Source organism: Promicromonospora sp. NPDC050262 (assembly GCF_040655935.1).
Classification (GTDB): domain Bacteria; phylum Actinomycetota; class Actinomycetes; order Actinomycetales; family Cellulomonadaceae; genus Promicromonospora.
In genome coordinates this window covers 413,743-434,975 of sequence record NZ_JBFAKX010000002.1, presented here as the reverse complement: position 1 = coordinate 434,975, position 21,233 = coordinate 413,743, and the positions used below count along the sequence as shown (strand labels likewise).

Genomic DNA, 21,233 nt, shown 5'->3' with positions numbered 1-21,233 from the left:
ACCGACACCGGACAGGAGCACACCACCACATCGACGACACGCGGATCCACACGTGCGGTGTCACCTGTCCGTCCAGCAGTCCCCCAGCGGTCAGTTGCGAGTCGCGGTGTCTGCCGCTGGGGCATGTGACGAGTGGAGAGTGCGTGGGAGCCAGAGCAATGCGACCAGACCGCCCGCCAGATAGAGGCATCCCTGCACCTGCAACAGCGGCAGCAGGCCGATCATGGTGTCGGACAGGGCGCCGAGAAGGATACCGACGCCCTGCCCGGCTGCGCTGACCAGGCCGACGGCGGCGAAGACGGCACCGCGCTGGCGAGGTTCGGACTCCTGCTGGAACACGCTCAGGAGGCCTGCGAGCATGACGACACCGGGCGCACCGACCGCCGAAAACAGCCCGACGTACCACCCGATGTCCGTCGTCAGCGCCGGCAGGTTCCAGGTCACGAGCGACATCACGCCGAAAGCCAGCACGCTCGCAGCCGTCAGCGCGCGCGGTGAGGAGCCCCGCACCAGGAATCCCAGCACCAGACCAGCCGCGATCGCCCCGACCGCCTGGATGCCACGGAGCAACCCGACATCCGCGTCGGAGCCACCCAGGGGGCCGAGCACGAACAGCACGAACAGCAGCAGGAACATGCCCTGGGACATGCTCGTGATCAAGATGACCGCGTATGCGCCCGTCAGGCGGCGGATGCGGAGCGCCTCCCAGAGACTTCCCGTCCGCCGGTCGGGACCCGGGTGCTGGGAGGCACCGACGGCAGGAAGCGTGGCGATCAGCACGGCCGAGAGCAGATAGGTCGCTACATCTACGACCACGATCAGGGCGAGGTCGCCGACAGCCAGCAGGATCCCGCCAAGCGGGCCGCCGATGAGGCGACCAAGGTTCTGGTTGAGGCCGATCAGGGCGTTGGCGGAGACCAGGCGCTCGGAATCCACCAGATCCGGCAGCAGGGTGTTCTTTGCCGGTTCGAACAGCGTGCTGAGCGATGCGTGCACGACGATGACGGTGTAGGCGATCGGGAGGTCGGCGGCGTTGTGCACCCACAGGAGCGGCAGGAGCACCAGGGCCTGGCCGATGTTGACCGCGACCATCATCCAGCGTCGGTCGAACCGACCGACGAGACGCGCGGCCAGCGGCGCGAGCGCCACGGCGGGCACGAGCTCGAGCAGGAAGGCGACAGCCGTTCCTAGGGCCGACCCGGTGAGCTGGAAGACGACGAGCGGCAGCGCGATGAACAGCAGCCAGTCGCCCATGTCGGAGATCAGGCCCGCGCCCCACAGGCGCCGGAACGCAGGGATCGCGAAAGCAGTGCGCGAGGTCACGTCGGCTCGCCACCAAAGCTCGGTCGCGGGAACGCGAGCAGTGACAGGTTTGCCACTGCGGCTTCTGCAGGGGCGTCGTCTCGCGTCGCGCCGATGTACGGGCGGACGATGGCGTCGATGCGCTCGACGATCGACCTGAGCTCTTCGGGGGTGACTCGCAGCCCGTACTGAGCATGCGCGTCGACGTCGCGCCACGGGCCCTGCAGCCGGTCGCGGTGGCGAAGATGCTCGCGGGCGAGCTGATAGTCGAGCTGGAGGGAAGCCTCGAGGGCTGCGGTGGCTCCCGCGACGGTCGACGGATCGTCGGAGTCGAGATCCAGGCTCAGACCGGTGATGGTCGCGCGCCACGGCCGCTCCCGACCGTCGGTCGATGCCGCGCCTTCGACCAGGCCGTGCTTCGCGAGCACGCGGAGGTGGTAGCTGCAGTTCGACGGCGAGTCGTTGACGGCACGCGCGCACTCCGACGCAGTTGCCGGCCCGTCGGACATGAGGAAGCGGAGGAGATCGAGACGGACCGGGTGCGCCAGCGCGTCGAGCGCCGCAGGGTCGGTGATCGTCTGGCGGTTCTCGGAGGTCGACATCCGGCACCCTTTCTGAAAGGAGCTTTCAGATTACTTCCCTGTCCTCGAGTTCTGCAAGACTCTTTCAGAGTTTCTCGGCGGCGGCGCTGAGTCCATCGCCCCTTGGGCCCACCAACCTGGAGATCGGGGCCGAGCTGTTCATCTCGCTCAGCGCGGCGTCAAAGGCCATGTCGCCGCGATCCAGGCCAAGCTCGGGCTGCGCAACCGTGTCGCGAGCGCCCCTCGCTGCGGGCGGCGGCTTCATGGAAGGAGGACTCGACAGCCCTCCGGCCACAGCTCCCCGAGCGTCCAGGCGCACCTCCCGGCGGATCGATCCCCGGCAGCCAGAATCAGTAACGTTACGGTGGTTGGTACCTGCACCCTCGGCCTAGCTTCATTTCATGACGCACGCGAGCACCTCCGCGGTGAGACTCTGCCGTGGCCCGGGCCTGCACCGACTCCCCGGGCGGCGCCAGGTGTGGGTGGACGACGCCGGGGCTCCCGTGCAGGACGCCGCGGAACTCGCGCGGCTCCGTGCACTGTCCGTCCCGCCCGGATGGACGGACGTGTGGGCCTCGAACGACCCGGTCGCCCGGATCCAGGCGACCGGCGTCGACGCGCGAGGCCGCACGCAGTACAGGTACTCGGCGAGAGCGACCGAGAATGCAGCACGAGCAAAGTTCCACGACCTGCTTGGCTTCGCCGGCGCACTCCCGCAGCTCCGCGCCCGGGTGGGGCGGGACATCACCTCTGCGAGTTCCGACGACGAGTGCCGGCAGGTGCTGCGTGTCGCCGCGACGGCGGTGCGGCTGCTCGACCGTGGCCTGTTCCGCGTCGGGAACGGGCGCTACGCGCGAGACAACGAGACCTACGGGCTCACCACGCTGACCCGCGAGCAGGTCGCCGTCGACGGTACCGCCGTGGTGTTCACGTTCGTCGGCAAGGAGCACCGGCCCTGGCGTGTCGAGATCGAGGACGCCGCCGTGACAGAGGTCGTGCGGGAGCTGCTCGAGCAGCGTCCCGCGCCGGACGGCCGCGTGTTCGCGGCGCGGACCGCGCGCGCGCTTCACCCCATCAGTAGCACCGTGGTCAACGCGTACATCCACGGCGTGGTGGCCGAGCACGCCACCGCGAAGACGTTCCGCACCTGGGGTGGCACCGCCGCCGTGATGGCGATGCTCGGTGGGGCGACGGCGCACGACGCCCCCCAGTCACGCCGCCCCGATCTCGGCGCAATCGACGTCGCGGCGCACCTGCTGGGAAATACGCGCGCGGTGGCCCGTCGGTCATACGTCCATCCCGCCGCCTTCCACGCCGGCACGAGTGGCGAGGTGCGCGCAGCGGTCGACGTGGCGTCGGCCCGCGTCGCGACCCGCGACGTCCGCGCGCTGCTGCACGTCGACGACGTCGTGCGCACCATGACCCGGCAGCTCGCGGACCGTGCTGCGCCGTCCACGAACCTGTCGTGAGCTGTCGAGCCTGCCGCTCCGTCAAAGAACCGCACCCCGGAATGTTCGATACTCATCGAACGTTCATTCCGGGGTGAGGGACTCAGCCCTCAGAAGGAGACAAGAGAGATGCCCACCACAACCAACATCCACGTCCCGGACAACCGCGCGGCGATCCGTGCGGAGGTCGAGCCCAAGGGGCGCATCGCGATCCTGACCGCGGACCGGGTCGAAGACATCGAGTTCTTCTACCCGTACTACCGCTTCACCGAGGAGGGGTACGACGTCGACGTGCTCACGCCCGCTGGTGACGAGGTGAACGGGTACAAGGGCCTGGCCCTGAAGACTGGCGTCACACGGATCGACGACGCCACCGCCTCCGACTACGACGCACTGTTCATCCCGGGTGGCCTCGCTCCGTCCGAGGTGCGAGAGATCCCGGAGGCGCTGAAATTCGTCAACGACTTCGCTGACACGGGCCGTCTGATCGGAGCCGTCTGCCATGGTCCGCAGATCCTGATCTCGGCAGGCCTGGCGACCGGTCGACGCATGACGTCGTGGCGTGACGTGGCCCCTGAGGTTCGGGAGGCGGGCGCGGAGTATTTCGACGAGCCCGTCGTCGAGGATGGCCAGTACATCACCTCGCGCAAGCCTGGCGACATGCCCCGCGAGCTGGCCAGGTTCCTGGAGCGTCTCGCGGACGCGAAGGACACGGGAGCACACCATGAGTGAGCTATTGCAGACTCCATTCGGTGCCAGCGCGACTGCCGATGACGTACTCACCGACGTCGACCTGGCTGGCAAGCGCTTCGTCGTCACCGGTGGCGCGTCAGGAATCGGCGCGCAGACCACGCTCGCTCTGGCACGCCGGGGAGGGGAGGTCACGATCGGCGTGCGGGATCCTGGGGCGGCGCGGACGTGGCTGGCATCGGTGGGACCTGTAGCTGGTCAGATCGACGTCGCTTACCTGGACCTTGCCGATCTGAACAGTGTCGAGCAGTTCACGGCCGGGTGGAGCGGTGCACTGGACGGGTTGATCGGCAACGCCGGCATCATGGCGCTTCCGCGGCGACAGGTCAGTGGCGCAGGCTGGGAGATGCAGCTGGCCACGAACTATCTCGGTCACTTCAAGACCGCGCTGGGCCTGCACGTCCCGCTGGCGCGAGCGGGCGGTCGCGTGGTGCTGGTGAGTTCCGCGGCGCACCTGCGCGCCGGCGTCGACTTCACCGACCCCCAGTACGAACGGCGTGACTACGACCGATGGAACGCCTACTCCCAGTCCAAGTCCGCGGACGTGCTCCTGGCGGTCGGCATCTCACGCCGATGGGACGGTGACGGCATCACCGCCAACGCTCTGATGCCAGGTTGGATCACCACCCGGCTGCAGCGGCACCTTGACGATGACACGCTTCGGGCGATGGGAGCGATGGACGACGAGGGCAACCGCATTGACCAGTCCTACTTCAAGTCCACAGCCCAAGGCGCTGCTACGTCGGTGCTCTTGGCTGCATCGCCGCTCACAGCCGATGTCACCGGAAAGTACTTCGAGGACAACCAGGAGGCACCTGTCGTCGAGACGGGCGAGGGGCACGCTACTGGTGTTGCTCGCCATGCGATCGACCCGGCGAATGCGGACCGACTCTGGGAGCTCGGCGCCAGCGCACTTGCTCGATGACATGGAGAACGGCGCGGGGCGCCGGGTGGCGCACCACGCCGTTCCGTTCTTCACGCTGACCGCCGACTGGCACCATCGTCGACAGTCCTGATCGCGCAAGGTGCGGCTCCGCTCACGCCCCCTGCGCGCTAGGGACCGACGCACGATGGGCGTTCCTGCGACTACTGGAAGGCGTCGCGCAGGGATGCGGTGGCCAGCCAGATGGCGTGCTTGGCCGACTCGGTGTCGTGCAACGAGTTCACCATCGCGAAGTCGTGCACGATCCCGCCGAAACGCGCGTTCGCGGCCTTGACGCCGGCTTCCCGCAGTCGCGCAGCGAACGCCTCGCCCTCGTCGCGCAGGACGTCGGCGCCCGCGGTGATGATCAGCGTGTCGGGAAGTCCGGCCAGTTCCTCAAGGCTCGCCCGCAGCGGTGATGCGGTGCTCTCGGCGCGCTGCGACTCGTCGGTCGTGTACTGGTCCCAGAACCACTTCATACCCTCGCGGCTGAGGAAGTAGCCGACCTCGAACTCCTCGTAGGACTCGGTGTCGAACGCCGCGTTCGTCACCGGGTAGAACAGCACCTGCTTCAGGAACCGGACATCGCCGCGCGACTTCGCAAGAAGGCCCAGCGCGATCGCCATGTTGCCGCCCACGGAGTCACCTGACACCGCGATCCTGGTGGTGTCCAGGCCCTTGTCGCCGCCAGCGCTCGTCACCCACTGGGCAGCCGCGTACGACTGCTCGATCGCGATGGGGTACGCCGCCTCCGGCGACCGGTCGTACTCCGGAAACACGACCGCAGCGTGGGACCCGATCGCGAGGTCACGCACGAGGCGGTCGTGCGTGTGAGCGTTGCCGAACACCCAGCCGGCGCCGTGGACGTACAGGATCACCGGCAGGTCGCCGTCGGCGCCGATGGGCTTGACGATGCGAAGTCGCACGCTGCCGGTCGGCCCGCCGGTGATCTCGACCCACTCTTCGTCGACGTCCGGCTTCTCGATCGGGGTGTCCTGCACCGAGTCGACGACCTTGCGGCCCTCCTCCGGCGGGAGCTCGTACAGGAACGGCGGGGCCGACGTAGCGTCGACGAAGGCCTGAGCGGCCGGCTCGAGAGCGACGCCCTTGGGGTTTCCAGGCATGTTCAAGTCTCCAAACTCGTGACTTCCCTGGCTCCTTGCCAGTCCTCACACTGTGATCGAGACGCTGGGCGCAGGGCATCCGTGGCGTGACGTAGATCGGGGGGCGAAGTGTCTAGTGTCGACACTTTGCCTGCGGGGCGCTTAGTCTGGCGGCGTGTCAGAACGGCCCACACTCGCCCACGACATGGTCGGGCGAACGAACGAACTGAGTCGGCTGAGCAGTTTGGTCGATAGGTCAGATGAAGCCGGGACGTCCCTGCTCATCCAGGGGGACGCCGGGATCGGCAAGTCCGCGCTTCTGCGAGCCGCGGTTGCAGAAGCAGGGCGATCTGGTTATCGGGTGCTGCGTTGCACCGGGCTGCAGGACGCGTCCCCGGTTGGGTTTGGCGCGCTCCACGAGCTGTTGCACCCGCTGCTCACCGATCACCTGCCCGCACTGCCGGCCCGCCAGCGAGAGGCGATCGCCACCGTGTTCTCGCTGGCCGACGGCCCGGCGCCAGACCGGCTCCTTGTGGGAGTAGCCACGCTGGGGCTGCTCGAGGAGGCCGCCGTGCGGCAGCCCCTGTTCCTCGCCGTGGAAGATCTGCACTGGATCGATGACGCCACCGCGCACACCCTCGCCTTCGTCAGCCTGCGGCTGGAGGGAGCCCCGGTGTTGATGGTCGCGACGAGCCGCCCGTCGTGGGGAGCTGCGCCCGAACTCGTGATGCCGGTCGAGACGATGTGGGTGGCGCCACTGGATGAAGGTCCAGCGGCAGAACTCCTGGCTCGGAACGCAGCCGGCCTCCCTGCCGCTGCGCGCAGACGCATACTGCGAGAAGCAGCCGGTAATCCCCTCGCGCTGAGCGAGCTGTCCGCTGCTCTGCTCGCGCAAACAAATCAGGCAGAGCTGGGTTCGGCGCTGCCGACCACCAGCGCGCTGGAGCGCGCGTTTCTTGCCCAGGCCGCCGGACTCAACCCGAGCAGTCGCCGTCTGCTGCTGCTCGCCGCGGCGGCGGACGACGCACCCATGGTGGACATCCTTGAGGCGGCGAAGGCCGTCGGCCTGGGGCTCGACGACCTCGCCCCGTTGGAAGACCGTGGGCTGCTCCGCGTTGTTGACGGCCGGCCGCAGTTCCGGCATCCGCTGCTGCGGGCTTCGGTCCTGGGGTCCGCATCGACGGCGAGCCTGCAGGGCATGCACGCCGCACTCGCCCATTCGATCCGTGACCCGGCCCGGGCGGTCTGGCACCAGGCAGCTGCCACCTTCGAACGAGACGACACAGTGGCCGAGGCGATGGAGGACGCCGCTCGCCGTGCTCGTTCGAAGGGTGCGCTGAGCGAGTCTGCTGCCGGCTATCAGCGGGCTGCGGCCCTCTCGGGGCAGGTGGCAGATCGTGCAAGACGCCTGTCTTGCGCCGCTGATGCGGCCCGGGCGGCAGGTATGGGTGAGGAAGCTCTGGAGATCCTGAACGAGGCGGACCAGATCGCCACGGAGCCGCAGACGCTCGCCGAACTCGCCACCACACGCATCGCGCTCAGCCTGACCACGGGACTGGGCGGTCATCCTCGTGCCGATTGGACGGCGATCACTTCTCGACTACCGGGCGCGGAAAACGCTGCCCGGCGAGTCCAGATCCTGTGGGGCGCAGCTCTGAACGCTCGAGGACGCAACCTCCCCCCGGAGGACTGGCGCCGGCTGGAAGCGCAGATCCGGGCAGTCGACACCGACAGCCCGCTCAAGCCGGTCGCGCTCGCCCTCCTGGCGCCCCTCGGTCAGGTCGAAGAGGACATCCGGGCTCAGCTGCCCCGGTTGGTCTCCGAACTGCGGCACTTCCCGCTCGGTATGGTCTCGCTCGCGATCGCCGCCGAGTCGTTGCAGGACCTCGAGACGGCCCTGACGTGCTGGGGCCTGAGCCGTGAGCTGTTCCACGAACGAGGAGCCCCGGCAGACGAGGCGCAGGCGCTGCGCGGCCGGGCGTCGCTCCTCCTGCTCCGCGGCCGGATCCGCGAGGGTCTGGCCGACGCCGAGTTCGCTGGCCGCATGGCACGCGACACGACCCAGCCGCTCATCGAGACCATGTGCGTGGCAACCGTGGCGCGTGCCTATGCCATCCTGGGCGAGCCCGCCGCCATGAACGACGCGCTGGCACGCCTGCGCGAGATCGCAACCGCCAACCCACTCGCCATGGCCAACGCGGAATCCCGGTGGGCGACCGGAATCGTAGCGCTCGCCCACAACCACTACCGCGACGCACTCATCGAGTTCACCCACATGAGCGTGCACCCCACCCGAGCCCTGTGGGCCATCGCCGACCGCACAGAGGCCGCGGTTCGAGCAGACCGGGTCGACACCATACGGGAGAACGTGACCGCCGCCGACCAGGCCTCGCGCGCCTACCGCTCTGCCTTCCTCACCTCGCTCGTCGGGCGGAGCAAAGCACTGATCGCCGAGGCCGACGGCGACGCGGTGGCCGTCGAGGAGCACTTCCGCGGCGCAGTCCGCGCCGGCGAGCTCAGCGAGTCGCCGTTCGAGCTGGCGCGCACCCACCTGCTCTTCGGGGAGTGGCTTCGGCGAGAGCGACGCCCGGTCGACGCACGCCCTCACCTGAAGAACGCACTGACCGTGTTCGACGCGGTCGGGGCCAAGATGCTCGCCGACCGCGCGGCGTCAGAGGCGCGAGCTGCTGGCGAAGTGCTCCCCCGACCCGACCAGGGTTCGTGGCCGGCGGTTACCGTCCTGACACCGCAAGAGCTACAGGTCGCACTGTTGGCAGCGCGCGGGATGACCAACAAGGAGATCGCCGACCGGATCTACCTCTCGCACCGCACCGTCAGCACTCACCTCTACAAGGCCTTTCCCAAGCTCGGAATCGCCAGCCGTGCGCAGCTCCGTGACGCATTGACCAACGCCGGCCATACGATCTAGGACATCGCACACCAGAACAGGAGAAGCCCAAGTCATGGCAGGCAGCGCCAACGATGGGGTCATCGACAGCAGACCGATCGCCGATCAGGTGCACACGATCATCCGCGAGCGCATCCTGTCCGGGCAGCTGGCGGGCGGGGCGCCGGTGAAGGACTCGGTTCTCGCCACGGAGCTCGGTGTAAGTCGTGCGCCGGTTCGTCAAGCACTCGATCGGCTGGCGCTGAGCGGACTGGTCATCAAGCTGCCGAACAAGCCCTGTCGAGTCGTGAGCATCGACCGTGAGTCGCTGTCCGAGCTGCAGCTCCTGCGGTTCGCCGACGAGTCCGCGGCCATCTACTTTCTCGTGGCGAACCACAGTGATCTCTCGCCGCTGCAGGACAGACTCGAGGCCATCGATCATGCGTCGGAGTCGGGACGGTGGGCGCAGATCGCGCAGGCCGACCTTGCGTTTCACCGGGAGGTGGTCGCGCTCACTGGCCTTCCGCGCCTCATCAGTCGGATCGATGACATCTTCGACCAGGTGCGCACGTGGCTCAACAGCACCGACCCTCCCGAGCTCATCGTCTCCACCCAGTTGCAACGGCACGTCGAGCTCACCGAGCTCCTCCTCGAAGCTCAACGCACCCGAGACCCCCGGCCAGCGATCACTGCCTGGGAAGCGCATATCCTCGGTGATCGCCGCGAACAGCTTGCCAGCCTTCGGGCCACGGCAAGATGACCCACGCGCTCAAGGAAGATCACTGGCCTGGACCAGGCGAACAGCTCCGCCGCCGCTCCTGCAACGTGCGGAACTGCTTGCGGGTAGTCACTGAGCAACACCTGGTGGGCTGAAACGGTGGTTCAGCGCACGCCGCGCAGCGAACCAGTACGGCGCCTGGCGGGCCTGGCCGTCTGGTCAGCCTGCCAGGATCACCGCCAGGGTCCGGTCCGACCGCCGCGTGATGGTCGCCACTGTCGTGGCCAAAGCCAGCACGAGGCAAACCCCGACGAGGAGCCCCGCAACGCCCCAGGCCAACTCGGGCGCCACACGCACACCTGCGCCCGCGAGCAGCAGGCTCGTGCCGCCGCTGACGACGGTCGCGATCACCGTGGCGAGCAGCGCGGCGGAGACGACCAGGATCAGTGTCTCGAACAGCGCGACGCGGGTGGAAAAGGCCCGTCCCGCTCCCGCGACGGTGAGCAGCGCACGGTCCCGTTCACGCACGCGGCTCGCCATCAGGAGCCCGGCAGCGGCGCCCGTGACCGCCAGCACGGTGGGGCCGCCGAGCAGGAGCGCGAGCGGTCGAGGGTCCCCGGACCCGCCGCCGGTCGCGGCTGCGACCGTCTGCTGCGCGGCCAGGAAGGTCCAAGGCAGTCCGATCGCGACGAGGAAGGCGGTGATCGCGGCGCTGCTGCGGTAGGGGTCGTCGACGACTGCCGCACGAGCGAGCGCCCACGAGAGCGAGAGCCGGTCCGGTACCAGCCGGGTCCACGACCGGACGAAGCCCGGCGCGAAGAGAGCAGAGGTCACGCTCGTGGCGGCGACCAGCACCGGACCGATCAGCACGGCCTGCGCGGCACCGGTTGCGAGGGACCGCGGAATAGCGAGCATCATCGAAACGGCAACCGCGGTCAGAGATACCCCGACCGCGACGCGGCTCCAGGTGCGGACATCGTTTCGGCGCGAGCGTCGCAGCAGCGCGAGCGGCGCGGTCTGCGACGCCCGCCGGACCAGCGGGACCGCTGCGACGACGGCGACAAGTACCGCGCACGCCGCAGCGAGGGCAGCCGATACCCAGGACAAGGTGGGCCGAGTGGTGTCGAGGCCGCTCGAACCGTGCAGCAGAAACCGCACGACAGCAGGACACACTGCTACGGCTGCGGCCGTCCCGACCGCGGTGGCCAGCACCGCCACGATGGCAACCTCGACGAGGAGCAGACGGGCCGTCTGGGCAGGCACCATCCCCACGAGCGCCCAGAGCGCAAACCTCTGCCGGCGCAGCTCGATCACGGTGCGTACCGCCGACGCCAGAACAGCCAGCACGCTGACGAGTGTCAGGACGATGACGGTGCCGGTGATTGCCAGCAGCGCGAGCCTTTCGGTGGCCTGCAAGCGCCATGCCGTCTCAATCAGGGTCGCGGGGATGCCCGCTGCCAGTCCTGCCGCGACAAGGACGCCGAAAGTGCCGGTCCATACGCGGCGGTCCTCGACAAGGTCCGACCAAAGGAGTGCGACCATCATGCCGCCGCCGCGACGGCGTCGAGGAGTTGCTCCGGAGTCGGTTCGGCCAGCTCTTGGTGGACCGTGCCGTCGCGGAGCACGATGCCTCGGTCCGATCGGGCGGCCGACTCCAGGTCATGGGTCACCATCAGCACGGCGCTGCCCGCATCGCTGACCGAACGCAACAGGTCCAGGACTCGGCGCCCCGAGGCGGCGTCCAACGCCCCGGTTGGTTCGTCGGCGAAGACGATAGCTGGCTTGACCAGCAACGTCCGGGCGATCGCCACGCGCTGCTGCTGACCGCCGGACATTGAGCCCGGCCGGGAGTCGGCGAGTGCCTCGAGCTCGACTGACCGCAGCGCCCCGGTGATCTCCTGCCTGGCCGGGTGACGGCCCGCGAGCCGCGCCGGCAGTGCCACGTTCTGCGCGGCAGTCAGCGACGGGATGAGGTTGTACGACTGGAAGATGAAGCCGACGCGCCTGCGCCGCAGAACGGCCAGCCGGCGCGGAGACAGAGCACCAATGTCGACGCCATCGATCGTGACCACGCCGGAAGAGGGTCGTTCGAGTCCGGCGAGACAGTAGAGCAGCGTTGACTTGCCTGATCCGCTGGGCCCGACGATGCTCACCATCTCGCCGGCATGGACACTGACCGACACGCCGTGGAGAATCTCGACTTCCCCACCCTGGGACGCCGCGGGGAACGTCTTTCGGACGTCGCTCGCTGTCAGGACGGCGTGCATGTCGGAATCCAGTCGTTCTTTCGCCATGGTCCACGAGGATTCCGGATCTGCGACGGGCAGCCATCCGTCCGATGACGTATCTGACGCGGTCAGTGTGGGTATCGAGCACCCTCGTTGACGAGGGAGCACCGCGTTGCAGGACGTCACGTCTGCCCGGCGCCGGCTGATGGCGGGCAGTAACGACCTTCGGTTGCGCGATTTCCCCCGGATTCGTTCTGCTGTGGCGCTCACCGGAGTCTCCTGCTTTGCATCCTCAGGAGGAAGTTTGGACATCGTGATCGACCGCGATCTCTTCCTCACCGTCTGACGCCGGCGATCTCCGGACATCAGATGCCGCCGGACCCCAGAGGAGCACCTCAGGCACCGCCGATCATCTCGCTGACTCGTCCCGACCCCGCGTGCCGTCTCGGGTATGACTCCGGAGGAACACTTGCGGCAGGTCGACCCGATTCTCGGACAGGTCATGGACGAGATCGCCCGCGGTGGCGCCGGCGCGCCGCCCGGGCTGCCGCCTGATCCGGAGTCCTTGCGCGATCCGGACATCCCCAAGGACGGCTATGGCGTACTTGTCCGCGCGATCGTGAGCCAGAACATCTCGGGCTACGCGTCGCGGTCGATCTTCCGCAAGCTGAAGGAGCGGCACGGTGATCGCCTGCCGACGCCGCAGGAGCTGCTCACGGAGGATCCCGAGGAACTGCGCACGGGAGCTGGCCTGTCCCACGGGAAGATGACGTCGCTGCGCTCGCTCGCCGAGTGCATGCTCTCCGGTGCTCTCGACCTCGACCGGCTGCAGGAGCTGCCCGACGACGAGGTCATCGCGAAGCTCGACGTGGTCAAGGGCATCGGCATCTGGACCGCCGACATGTTCCTGGTCTTCCATCTCCGCCGCCCGGACGTGCTGCCCGTGGGTGACCTGGAACTACGCCGGGTCGTCGCCAAGGTCTACGGCCTGCCGAAAGCGCCTACCCCCGCCGAGCTCACACGCATCGCCGAGGCGTGGCGGCCATACCGGACGCTCGCGTGCTTATACCTCTGGCAGCTGGCGGAACAAGCCCCTCGCTTGTGAGGCGCGCTCCCGAACCTCGGCTCTCCCCCAGCGGTCTGGCACCCGTACCCCGGCTCACGCGCCGGGCGCGACCTCCGCACCTGTCCAGTTAGGTCACGAACTCACGTCTGGTTCCTGGCTGGGTCAGAGCGTCTCGGGCAGGCCGCCGTCGACCGCGTAGTTGCTGCCCGTGACGTTGGCGGTCCGGGGACTGGCCAGCAGCACCGCTAAGTCCGCCACCTCGCGTGGGGTGGTGAACCTTCCGGTCGGGATCCCGGCAACAGCGTCGGCCGCGACTGCGGCGGGGTCCTTGCCGGTCGCCTGCGCGACGGTCTCGGCCACGCCGTCGTGCCCCAGCCACAGACCGGTTTCCACCGGCCCTGGGCTGATGGTGTTCGCGCGCACACCGCGGGGTCCGAACTCCTTGGAGATCGACTTGGAGAAGTTCGACAGTGCCGCCTTGGCCGCGCTGTAGTCGATCACCGAAGGGTCTGGCAGGACCGCGTTGACCGAGCTGATCGTCACGATGCTCGATGCCGGACGCTTCATGAGCTCAGGCAGGGCCGCACGGGTACCACGGACTGCGGACATCAGGTTGAGGCTCAGCGCCCAGTTCCAGTCGGCGTCGCTGACCTCCAGGAAACCACTGGTTCGAGGCCGCACCCCGCCGACGTTGTTGACCAGGATGTCGAGCTGACCGAACCGTTCTACGGCCGCCTCCACCATCGCCGTCGGACCGTCCTCTGCCGTGACATCGACCAGGAAGGGCGTCACGCCCGTCGCAGCCAGCGCTTCCAGCTCGGGGGTCAGGGTCCGGGCGACCGCAACGATCTTCGCGCCCTCCCGCGCGAGACCGTCCACGATGGCCAGCCCGATTCCCCGGCTGGCACCCGTGACGATGGCAACCTTGTCGTTCAACCCGAGGTCCATGGCGTCATTCCTCTCGTTCGTGCACGCACTTGCCCCGAAAGAACCGGGACCTGACGACCTGGGAGTTCACGGACGCGTCCGGTGTGGGGTTTGGTAACAGGAACTTCTCTGATTCCGTCAACCAGACCAGGCGCCGGCTCGTGCTCGTGTCCGGGAAACCCCATTGCCCAGTGCCGGGCACCTACCCCGTGTCCGGGCCATCGTTTGTGCCTGCGCCTCCTGCTCGTGCTGAGCATAGGCCGACCCGCAGCCCGGGGCTTGTAGTCCTTCAGGCTCGATTCATCAGGAGCCGGGCCGCATCGCTGGGGAGCGATCCAAGAACCACGAGCATTCTCTGGACAGCGGACCGGCGTGGGGCCGCCGCCCGCAAGGTCTGGCGGCAGGACGGCGAGAATCACCCGCACACCGTCGACGAGTACTGGATGGCTGATGCTGGGACGACGCACTGGTCAGGCGCCTTGGGATCAGTTTGCTTCAGACTGGTGGTGAGGAGAAGGGACGTCGCGTGCACACACTGGCTGAGGTGGGACCGGCTGTGCTGGCGGGGATGGGGGTTCCTGGGGGCGCCAACGGGCTCGGGCTGCCGGGAGCACGGAAGGTGTGCCTGCTGGTGGTGGACGGGCTGGGGTGGGAACTGCTGCGGGCACATACTCGGGACGCGCCGTTCCTGGCGTCCTTGATGCAGGCGCCGATCGCCTCGGGGTTTCCCTCGACGACTGCGACGAGTCTCGCGTCGCTCGGGACCGGGCGGCTGTCGGGAGAGCACGGCGTGGTCGGGTACACGTTCGCTGTCGACGGCGAACTGCTCAACGCGTTGGGATGGCACAGGCAGGGAGAAGGGCTGGACCTTCGGGACCGCCTCGTACCTGAGAAGGTGCAGCCGGAGCGGACCGTGTTCGAGCAGGCCGTCGAGGCCGGGGTGCCGGTGCAGCTGGTAGCGCCACGGGAGATCGAGGCGAGCGGCCTGACCCGCGCCGTACTGCGAGGTGGTGAGGTGCGAGGGGTGCACGCACTGGGTAACCTGATCAGCCAGGTGCTGCATGCGCTGCGGGAGCACGACCGGATCCTTTGCTACGCCTACCACGCGGATCTCGACGGCCTCGGTCACGGCTACGGCCCGGGCAGCGACGCGTGGTGTTACCAGCTGAGCGTGATCGACCACGTCGCGGCGACGATCGCGAACGGGCTTCCGCGCGACGCGATGCTGGTCATCACCGCCGATCACGGGATGGTCACCGCGGGCGAGCAGGATCGGATCGACTTCGACACCGAGCCCGACCTCCGGGACGGCGTGCGGATGCTCGGCGGCGAGGGCCGCGTGCGCTACCTGTACGTCGAGGCCGGAGCGGTGGACGAGGTCGTCGACAACTGGCGTGGAGTGCTCGGCGACCGGGCCCAGGTGCTGCGGCGGCAGCAGGCGATCGACCAGGGCTGGTTCGGGCCGCGCGTCGCCGACCGGGTGTTGCCCCGCATCGGCGACGTCGTGGTGGCGGCGCAGGGATCGTCGGTCGTGGTCCGGTCGAAGGCCGAGGCGCGGCTGAGCCGGTTCGTCGGTCATCACGGTTCGCTGAGTGACGCGGAACGGCTCGTCCCTCTGCTGGTCGCGGCGAACGGGAGCTGACACGATGCAGGACATCGCGGCGCTCGCGCGCGAGCGATTGGGGTACGACGCGTTGCGGCCCGGGCAGGCTGAAGCGGTCGGGGCGGTGCTCGACGGGCAGGACACGCTGGCGGTGCTGGCCACAGGGACGGGCAAGACCGCGATCTACCAGCTTGCCGGGCTGGCCTTGGGCGGCCTGACCGTTGTGGTCAGTCCCCTGGTCGCCCTACAGCGGGATCAGGTGCGGGTGCTGTCCACGGGTGGCCTTGAGGCCACGGAGCTGAACTCTGGCGACCGCGCCGGACAGCACCAGGCGCGCGAGATGCTGGTGGAACGCCGTCCAGGATTTGTCCTGATGTCACCGGAGCAGCTCACCCATGCGGACGTACTCGAACTGCTCGCCGACTCCCGGCCGCACCTCGTGGCGGTCGGCGAGGCTCACCTGGTCAGCGAATGGGGACAAGACTTCCGGCCCGACTACCTGCGGCTGCCAGCCGCGATCCAGGCGATGGGCCGGCCGCCGCTCCTCGCGCTGACCGCTACAGCTGCGCCGCCGGTCCGCGACGAAATCGTCCACCGCCTGCAGATGCGATCACCCGCCGTCGTGGTCGGTGGGTTCGACCGGCCCAACCTCAATCTCGCGGTGCACACCTTCGCCGACGAGGAGACCAAGAACCGGCGCCTGCTGAGCCACGTCCGGTCATCGCGCGGACCGGGTGTCGTCTACGTGGCGACCCACCGTCACGCGGAGGAACTGGCCGCAGAGCTCCGGCTCGCCGAGGTATCTGCACAGGCCTACCACGCGGGCCTTTCAGCAAAGGAGCGCCGCGAGGTCCAGGACGGCTTCCTCGCCGACCGGCACCGCGTCGTCGTGGCGACCGTTGCCTTCGGCATGGGGATCGACAAGCCCGGCATCCGCTGGGTCAGTCACGCCGAAGCGCCGGGCTCCGTCGACGCCTACTACCAGGAGATCGGCCGCGCAGGACGCGACGGCGAACCGGCCCACATCGAGCTGTTCTACCGTCACGCCAATCTCGGGATCAACCGGTTCTTCGCCTCGGGCGGGGTCCGCGACGAGGACCTCCACGCGGTCGCCAGCGCGATCGACGAGCACCACCCCGCGGACGTCGCCGAGCTCGCCGCGGTCAGCCTGCTCAGCCCGGCCACCGTCGAACGCGCGCTGGGCCGGCTGACCGACGCACGGGCAGTCACCGCCACGCACCGCTTCCAGCTCACCGCGCGTACCGATGTCGACAAGGCGGTCGCGGCGGCGTCGGCGGTCGAGCACGACCGGCGAGAAGTCGCCCGCTCCCGGGTGGAGATGGTCGCGGCGTATGCCGAGCACGGCGGCTGCCGGCGCGAGTTCCTGCTCAGCTACTTCGGTGAACGGTACGAGGGTCCGTGCGGCAACTGCGACAACGACCTGTCCGGCCGGACGGCCGTGCCGGTCGCCGATCAGCCGTTCCCAGTCGGCAGCCGCGTCAAGCACCGTACCTTCGGCCCCGGCGTGGTCGAGCGGTACGACGGGACGACCGTGACGGTCCTGTTCGACCGGGTCGGCTACAAGGAGCTGCGGACCGCGCTCATGACGCACAACCATCTGCTCGAACCCGAAGGATGATCGCCGAGAAGGTGCCGTGCCATGTCACGCACAGAGTCCGACACGCCTGATCGCACGAGGCCCGTCTACCGGCGTTCGTCGCCTGCAGGACCAGTCAGCGCGCCGCGGCAGGACTGACACAGAACTGTGGGCATACGTCAGTTGACTGATCTTCGAGCCGCTGCATTGCCCCCGTGCGGCGTGGGTGCGACTCTTCCCGTGAATCCGTTCCAGTCGAAAGCAGGTCACCACCATGGCAACTGTGTCTGAACTTCTCGAGGCGAACCTCTTCCAGGTGTTCGGCAATCGCGATGCGGCCAGCCGGCGAGCTGCGATCGAGCGCACTTACGCCACGGAGGTCAGCTTCACCGACCCGGAGGAAGTCGTCCATGGCTGGGATGCGCTGGAGGCCAAGGCGGCGGAAATCCTGCAGCAGGCTCCGGAAGCGTTCGTTTTCGCGGCCGACGGCCGCAAGTACGTAGGCGACGGGATCGGGGCGTTGCCATGGGCCTTCGGGCCAGAGGGCGCCCCGGTCATCCACGGGGTCGACGTGATCACGGTGCGGGACGGCGTCATCCAGACCGTTGCGACGTTCTTCGGCGAGGGCGAGCAGCCGTAACGGCACTCCGCCACCGATGCAGCAGCGGCCGTGAACGAACCGCGTCGTGCGCGGCGCGCCCCACGAGAAGGGAAGTCTGTGATCGACACCGTCCAGCGGCTTCAGGACCGCATCGCCATCCGCGAGCTCGTCGACACGTATGCTCGTGGGGCCGACCGCCGTGACGCCCGCTTGGAAGCGTCCGTGTTCGTGGACGACGGCCGTGTCATCCTCTTTAACGGCGACCCAGCCCACAACGACCCGCTGGACGAGATTGAAGGGCGCGATCGTCTGGCGGAGACGTTCGCCAGCCTCATCAGGCAGTATGAGGCGACGACGTACCTCAACGGCCAATCAACCGTCAGCTTCGTCGGCGACGACGAAGCTGACGGCGAGACGTACTGCATCGCGTTCCACATCCTCAATGATCAGGGCGAAACGTTCCTGGTGACCATGTCGATCCGCTATCTCGACCGCTTCGTGCGAACGAGCGACGGGTGGAGAATCGCGACACGGCGACTCATCTTCGACTGGACCGACACGAGGCCTTCGAAGCCATCGATCACCTGACATCGTGAAGCACTCGCCGCGAGGGCTCAAACATGACACCACCCGCCATGTCCGGCTCATCGCAAACCTGGCGCACGACGGGCCCTCCCTCATCTCTGGATCGGGGTGCGTCAGAGATCTAACCTCCAGGTGCTCCCATCCGGAAGGACCGCACCGCTACCGCCGCGGGCACGGTGAACATCCCTCCAGCAGTGGGACGGCACACGGAGCACCTTCGGCGGTGCCACTGTTACCGGCAGCAAGGACGACCGGATCCCCAACCCGCGCGAGTACCAGACCACCGCACCGCTCTACGACTGGCGCGGAGCCTGGCGCCGGGAGTGGGAGGACCCAGGGCAGGTCCCGGTACTTCGAAATTCCGTGGCCTGGTGTGCTCGTCACGGTGTTGTCTGGCGTCACCGACCACTGACGAGCCGCGTCGTCCTGATCATGGGGTAATCGAAATGATCGTTGTCTCCGCAGCGTCCGGCGCCTTCGGACGGCTGGTCCTGTCCGAACTGCTCACCCGTGTCCCCGCCGGGCAGCTGGTGGCCGCCGTCCGCGACCCGGGCACGGTCGCGGACCTCGCCGCACGTGGCATCGAGGTACGTCGTGGTGACTACGACCAACCCGAAAGCCTGCGCACCGCCTTCCGCGGCGCGGACCGGCTCCTGCTGATCTCCTCCCCCGCGCTGGACACCGACCGGCGGACGGCGCAGCACCTGGCCGCGATCGACGCAGCCACCGCCGCGGGGGTCCGCACGATCGCGTACACCAGCTTCCTCGGGGCGGACCGCAGTGGCGACGGCATGAACGCCGCCCACCACAGCACCGAGCAAGCGGTCGTGGAGAGCGGGCTCGACTACACGATCCTGCGTCACCCGTTCTACTCCGACGCCTTCATCAACGCCGGGCTGCGCACGGCCGTGGCATCCGGAACGCTCGTGAGTGCGTCGGGAGGGCGGGGACTGAACACCGCCTCCCGGGCGGATCTGGCCGCCGCCGCGGCCATAGCTCTGACCGACGACGCCCACGTCGGCCGCGCCTACGACCTGGCCGGGCCGTTGTGGACCTACCCACAGCTCGCCGAAGCACTCACGGCCGCCACAGGCAGACCGGTGGCGCATCACGACGCGGATGACACCTCAGGCCCGATGGGTTTCCTGATGGCGTTGGCGCGAGGCGGCGCTCTGGAACGGCAGACCGATGATCTGCGCCATGTGCTCGGCCGCCCGCCGACGAGCCTGGAGCAGGCCGTCGCGTACGCGCTCGACCCAGCGTGACCACGCGGACCGGCTCGTCGACACCGTCGTCCCGGTGGCCGCGGTCCTGGTCCTGTGCGACCCGGTGATCCCCATCCCGGTCAGCCTGACCGCCGCGATCCTGTGGTCGTGGTCATCGTCCTGGTCAGGCACCCACCGCTGAGCACGCACACCCCGTCACCACCGCGCTGAGGCGCGAGCCCGGACACCGACGGCAACGGGCTCGCGACGGCGACCGGTCGGGCGCGCTGACGGAGCGAACAGGGCGGTCGTGTCCCGCCGGGTCTCCGGGACAGCTGTCACGTCGAACCAGGGCGCGCCAGTCCCGTTCGGGACTGGCGGCCTGGGTCGGCTGCCATTTGTGGGTGAGGTCGCCGCACGCACGCAGGTTCTACCTCGCCGGGTGTTCAGCGTGCGCGCTGGATCGGCTTGAGGACGACGGCGGAGACGAGCGCGAGGATGATCGCGATGATGAAGACGGGCTGGTAGCCGAGGCTGGAGACGAGGACGCCCGCGATGACGGGTGCGAGCACCTGGGGCAGCGTGTTCGCGATATTGAGGATGCCGAGGTCCTTGGCGTGCTCCTCCGCGCTGGGCAGTACCTCGGCGAGCAGCGCCTGGTCGACGGCGATGTAGATGCCGTAGGCGAAGCCGCCGATGGCCAGGAAGGCGTAGAACGAGCTGAGCTGAGCCGACAGGGCGAGCGGGAGTGCGGCGAGGGCGAAGATGACGGAGGCGGTCATGACGATGGCCTTGCGCCGGCCGAGGCGGTCGGACAACGGGCCGGACAGCAGGGTCGCCGCGCCGGACGCGATAGCCATGATCACGCCACCGGTGGCGATCACGGTGCCGGCACGTTCCACGCTCAGGCCGATGTAGTCGGTGAGCAGGTAGAGCTGGTACAGCAGGATCATCATGAACGACAGCAGCAGGAGGAAGCGACCCGCCAGGGCCAGCAGGAAGTCGCGGTCCCTCGGCGGGACGAACGAGCGCAGCAGGGCCCGCACGGACAGCGGGGCGCGCGGCTCGTCGCGGTTGTCGCGCTCGGGAGACAGTACGACGAATACGATCATGACCACGACGACCAGCCAGGGCAGCCAGCGCAGGCCCTCGCGCGGGGCGGTCACGAGTGCGCCCGCGACGACGCCGCCGAGGCTCTGAGCGACGAGCTGACCGGCACCGATCAGGGCCGAGGCCTTGCCGAGGTTGTGCTGTGCCACCCGGTCGGGCAGTACCGCGAAGAGCGGCGCCAGGACGACCGCCAGGCCGATCTGCACGACCATCCACAGGATGACGAGGACCGGGAAGCTGCTGGTCAGCGACATGAGCGTCGAGGCGATCGCGAGCAGGAAAGCCCCCGTGGCGATCCAGGGGTTGCGTCTGCCGAACCGAGACCGGCTGCGGTCGGAGAGCGTGCCGAACACGATCGTGGCAATCATGCTCGTCAGCGATCCGGCCGCGGCGAGCGTCGCGTAGAGCGCGACCTTGCGCACGGGGTCCAGGTCGGTCATCAGGGCCTGGACGAGGGTGCCGGCCGCTGCGAACGGAAGCATCCAGCCGGCGTGGGCCAGGAAGAGCAGGGGGCCCAGGCGCCCGAGCTTGCGGGGCAGTGTCGGTCCGGCGGAAGGCGTCGTCGCGGACAGCACGGTGTCGGGTTGGGTGGTCACAGGG

At 68.6% G+C, this 21,233-nt stretch carries 18 protein-coding genes; 11 read left to right on the top strand and 7 right to left on the bottom strand.

Going from position 1 to position 21,233, the window contains the following annotated elements; translation table 11 throughout:
* Positions 1 to 90: 90 nt before the first annotated feature.
* Together AB0I29_RS05390 and AB0I29_RS05385 are read right to left on the bottom strand one after the other, a co-directional pair.
* Positions 91 to 1,323, bottom strand: a complete 1,233-nt coding sequence (locus tag AB0I29_RS05390; RefSeq protein ID WP_357478932.1) for an MFS transporter — start codon at positions 1,321 to 1,323, stop codon at positions 91 to 93.
* Positions 1,320 to 1,904 (bottom strand): helix-turn-helix domain-containing protein, encoded by a 585-nt coding sequence (locus AB0I29_RS05385; RefSeq protein WP_357478929.1) that lies wholly within the window; start codon positions 1,902 to 1,904, stop codon positions 1,320 to 1,322. The genes AB0I29_RS05390 and AB0I29_RS05385 overlap by 4 nt, the downstream gene beginning before the upstream one ends.
* 380 nt (positions 1,905 to 2,284) lie before the next feature.
* Between AB0I29_RS05385 and AB0I29_RS05380 the strand changes: the two genes are divergently transcribed.
* The 3 genes from AB0I29_RS05380 to AB0I29_RS05370 all read left to right on the top strand — a co-directional run bounded on the left by AB0I29_RS05380 (position 2,285) and on the right by AB0I29_RS05370 (position 5,006).
* Entirely contained in the window at positions 2,285 to 3,352 is a 1,068-nt protein-coding gene (locus tag AB0I29_RS05380; protein ID WP_357478926.1) for a DNA topoisomerase IB, read from the top strand.
* Positions 3,353 to 3,460: 108 nt separating this feature from the next.
* The gene (locus AB0I29_RS05375) at positions 3,461 to 4,063 is read left to right on the top strand and encodes a type 1 glutamine amidotransferase domain-containing protein (RefSeq protein ID WP_357478923.1); all 603 of its coding nucleotides are present in this window, start codon (positions 3,461 to 3,463) and stop codon (positions 4,061 to 4,063) included.
* Entirely contained in the window at positions 4,056 to 5,006 is a 951-nt protein-coding gene (locus AB0I29_RS05370) for an SDR family NAD(P)-dependent oxidoreductase (protein ID WP_357478920.1), read from the top strand. Before AB0I29_RS05375 ends, AB0I29_RS05370 begins: the two co-directional genes overlap by 8 nt.
* A gap of 161 nt (positions 5,007 to 5,167) precedes the next feature.
* Here AB0I29_RS05370 and AB0I29_RS05365 read toward each other — a convergent pair whose 3' ends face one another.
* On the bottom strand, positions 5,168 to 6,127 hold the full coding sequence (locus AB0I29_RS05365; RefSeq protein WP_357478917.1) for an alpha/beta hydrolase: 960 nt from the start codon (positions 6,125 to 6,127) through the stop codon (positions 5,168 to 5,170).
* Between the two features lie 154 nt (positions 6,128 to 6,281).
* Here AB0I29_RS05365 and AB0I29_RS05360 point away from each other — a divergent pair, with 154 nt between their 5' ends.
* Both AB0I29_RS05360 and AB0I29_RS05355 read left to right on the top strand, forming a co-directional pair.
* The gene (locus AB0I29_RS05360; RefSeq protein ID WP_285106414.1) at positions 6,282 to 9,035 is read left to right on the top strand and encodes a LuxR family transcriptional regulator; all 2,754 of its coding nucleotides are present in this window, start codon (positions 6,282 to 6,284) and stop codon (positions 9,033 to 9,035) included.
* A 34-nt stretch (positions 9,036 to 9,069) separates the two neighbouring features.
* Entirely contained in the window at positions 9,070 to 9,753 is a 684-nt protein-coding gene (locus AB0I29_RS05355) for a GntR family transcriptional regulator (RefSeq protein ID WP_357478913.1), read from the top strand.
* Between the two features lie 177 nt (positions 9,754 to 9,930).
* Here AB0I29_RS05355 and AB0I29_RS05350 read toward each other — a convergent pair whose 3' ends face one another.
* A complete protein-coding gene (locus AB0I29_RS05350) occupies positions 9,931 to 11,256 on the bottom strand; it encodes an FtsX-like permease family protein (RefSeq protein ID WP_357478910.1) in 1,326 nt (441 codons plus the stop codon).
* Positions 11,253 to 11,978 (bottom strand): ABC transporter ATP-binding protein, encoded by a 726-nt coding sequence (locus tag AB0I29_RS05345; protein ID WP_357478907.1) that lies wholly within the window; start codon positions 11,976 to 11,978, stop codon positions 11,253 to 11,255. The genes AB0I29_RS05350 and AB0I29_RS05345 overlap by 4 nt, the downstream gene beginning before the upstream one ends.
* Before the next feature lie 463 nt (positions 11,979 to 12,441).
* On the opposite strand from AB0I29_RS05345, the gene AB0I29_RS05340 reads away from it, so the two are divergent.
* Entirely contained in the window at positions 12,442 to 13,044 is a 603-nt protein-coding gene (locus AB0I29_RS05340; RefSeq protein WP_357478904.1) for a hypothetical protein, read from the top strand.
* 123 nt (positions 13,045 to 13,167) lie between these two features.
* Here the strand turns inward: AB0I29_RS05340 and AB0I29_RS05335 are convergent, their stop codons facing one another.
* A complete protein-coding gene (locus tag AB0I29_RS05335) occupies positions 13,168 to 13,953 on the bottom strand; it encodes an oxidoreductase (RefSeq protein ID WP_357478901.1) in 786 nt (261 codons plus the stop codon).
* 505 nt (positions 13,954 to 14,458) lie between these two features.
* On the opposite strand from AB0I29_RS05335, the gene AB0I29_RS05330 reads away from it, so the two are divergent.
* From AB0I29_RS05330 to AB0I29_RS05310, 5 genes are all read left to right on the top strand, one after another.
* Positions 14,459 to 15,574, top strand: a complete 1,116-nt coding sequence (locus tag AB0I29_RS05330; protein WP_357478898.1) for a nucleotide pyrophosphatase/phosphodiesterase family protein — start codon at positions 14,459 to 14,461, stop codon at positions 15,572 to 15,574.
* A gap of 4 nt (positions 15,575 to 15,578) precedes the next feature.
* A complete protein-coding gene (locus AB0I29_RS05325; RefSeq protein ID WP_357478895.1) occupies positions 15,579 to 17,174 on the top strand; it encodes a RecQ family ATP-dependent DNA helicase in 1,596 nt (531 codons plus the stop codon).
* A 232-nt stretch (positions 17,175 to 17,406) separates the two neighbouring features.
* Positions 17,407 to 17,772, top strand: a complete 366-nt coding sequence (locus AB0I29_RS05320) for a nuclear transport factor 2 family protein (protein ID WP_285106424.1) — start codon at positions 17,407 to 17,409, stop codon at positions 17,770 to 17,772.
* A gap of 78 nt (positions 17,773 to 17,850) precedes the next feature.
* The gene (locus AB0I29_RS05315) at positions 17,851 to 18,321 is read left to right on the top strand and encodes a nuclear transport factor 2 family protein (protein ID WP_285106425.1); all 471 of its coding nucleotides are present in this window, start codon (positions 17,851 to 17,853) and stop codon (positions 18,319 to 18,321) included.
* A 443-nt stretch (positions 18,322 to 18,764) separates the two neighbouring features.
* Entirely contained in the window at positions 18,765 to 19,583 is an 819-nt protein-coding gene (locus AB0I29_RS05310) for an NAD(P)H-binding protein (protein WP_357478891.1), read from the top strand.
* 386 nt (positions 19,584 to 19,969) lie between these two features.
* On the opposite strand, the gene AB0I29_RS05305 is transcribed toward AB0I29_RS05310, so the two are convergent.
* On the bottom strand, positions 19,970 to 21,229 hold the full coding sequence (locus AB0I29_RS05305) for an MFS transporter (protein ID WP_357478888.1): 1,260 nt from the start codon (positions 21,227 to 21,229) through the stop codon (positions 19,970 to 19,972).
* Positions 21,230 to 21,233: the final 4 nt, after the last annotated feature.

Excerpts from the sequence above, each read along its gene's own strand:
- AB0I29_RS05385 (WP_357478929.1), bottom strand. The coding sequence starts at position 1,904 with ATGTCGACCTCCGAGAACCGCCAGACGATCACCGACCCTGCGGCGCTC.
- AB0I29_RS05380 (WP_357478926.1), top strand. The coding sequence starts at position 2,285 with ATGACGCACGCGAGCACCTCCGCGGTGAGACTCTGCCGTGGCCCGGGC.
- AB0I29_RS05375 (WP_357478923.1), top strand. The coding sequence starts at position 3,461 with ATGCCCACCACAACCAACATCCACGTCCCGGACAACCGCGCGGCGATC.
- AB0I29_RS05370 (WP_357478920.1), top strand. The coding sequence starts at position 4,056 with ATGAGTGAGCTATTGCAGACTCCATTCGGTGCCAGCGCGACTGCCGAT.
- AB0I29_RS05365 (WP_357478917.1), bottom strand. The coding sequence starts at position 6,127 with ATGCCTGGAAACCCCAAGGGCGTCGCTCTCGAGCCGGCCGCTCAGGCC.
- AB0I29_RS05355 (WP_357478913.1), top strand. The coding sequence starts at position 9,070 with ATGGCAGGCAGCGCCAACGATGGGGTCATCGACAGCAGACCGATCGCC.
- AB0I29_RS05350 (WP_357478910.1), bottom strand. The coding sequence starts at position 11,256 with ATGATGGTCGCACTCCTTTGGTCGGACCTTGTCGAGGACCGCCGCGTA.
- AB0I29_RS05345 (WP_357478907.1), bottom strand. The coding sequence starts at position 11,978 with ATGCACGCCGTCCTGACAGCGAGCGACGTCCGAAAGACGTTCCCCGCG.
- AB0I29_RS05340 (WP_357478904.1), top strand. The coding sequence starts at position 12,442 with ATGGACGAGATCGCCCGCGGTGGCGCCGGCGCGCCGCCCGGGCTGCCG.
- AB0I29_RS05335 (WP_357478901.1), bottom strand. The coding sequence starts at position 13,953 with ATGGACCTCGGGTTGAACGACAAGGTTGCCATCGTCACGGGTGCCAGC.
- AB0I29_RS05325 (WP_357478895.1), top strand. The coding sequence starts at position 15,579 with ATGCAGGACATCGCGGCGCTCGCGCGCGAGCGATTGGGGTACGACGCG.
- AB0I29_RS05320 (WP_285106424.1), top strand. The coding sequence starts at position 17,407 with ATGGCAACTGTGTCTGAACTTCTCGAGGCGAACCTCTTCCAGGTGTTC.
- AB0I29_RS05310 (WP_357478891.1), top strand. The coding sequence starts at position 18,765 with ATGATCGTTGTCTCCGCAGCGTCCGGCGCCTTCGGACGGCTGGTCCTG.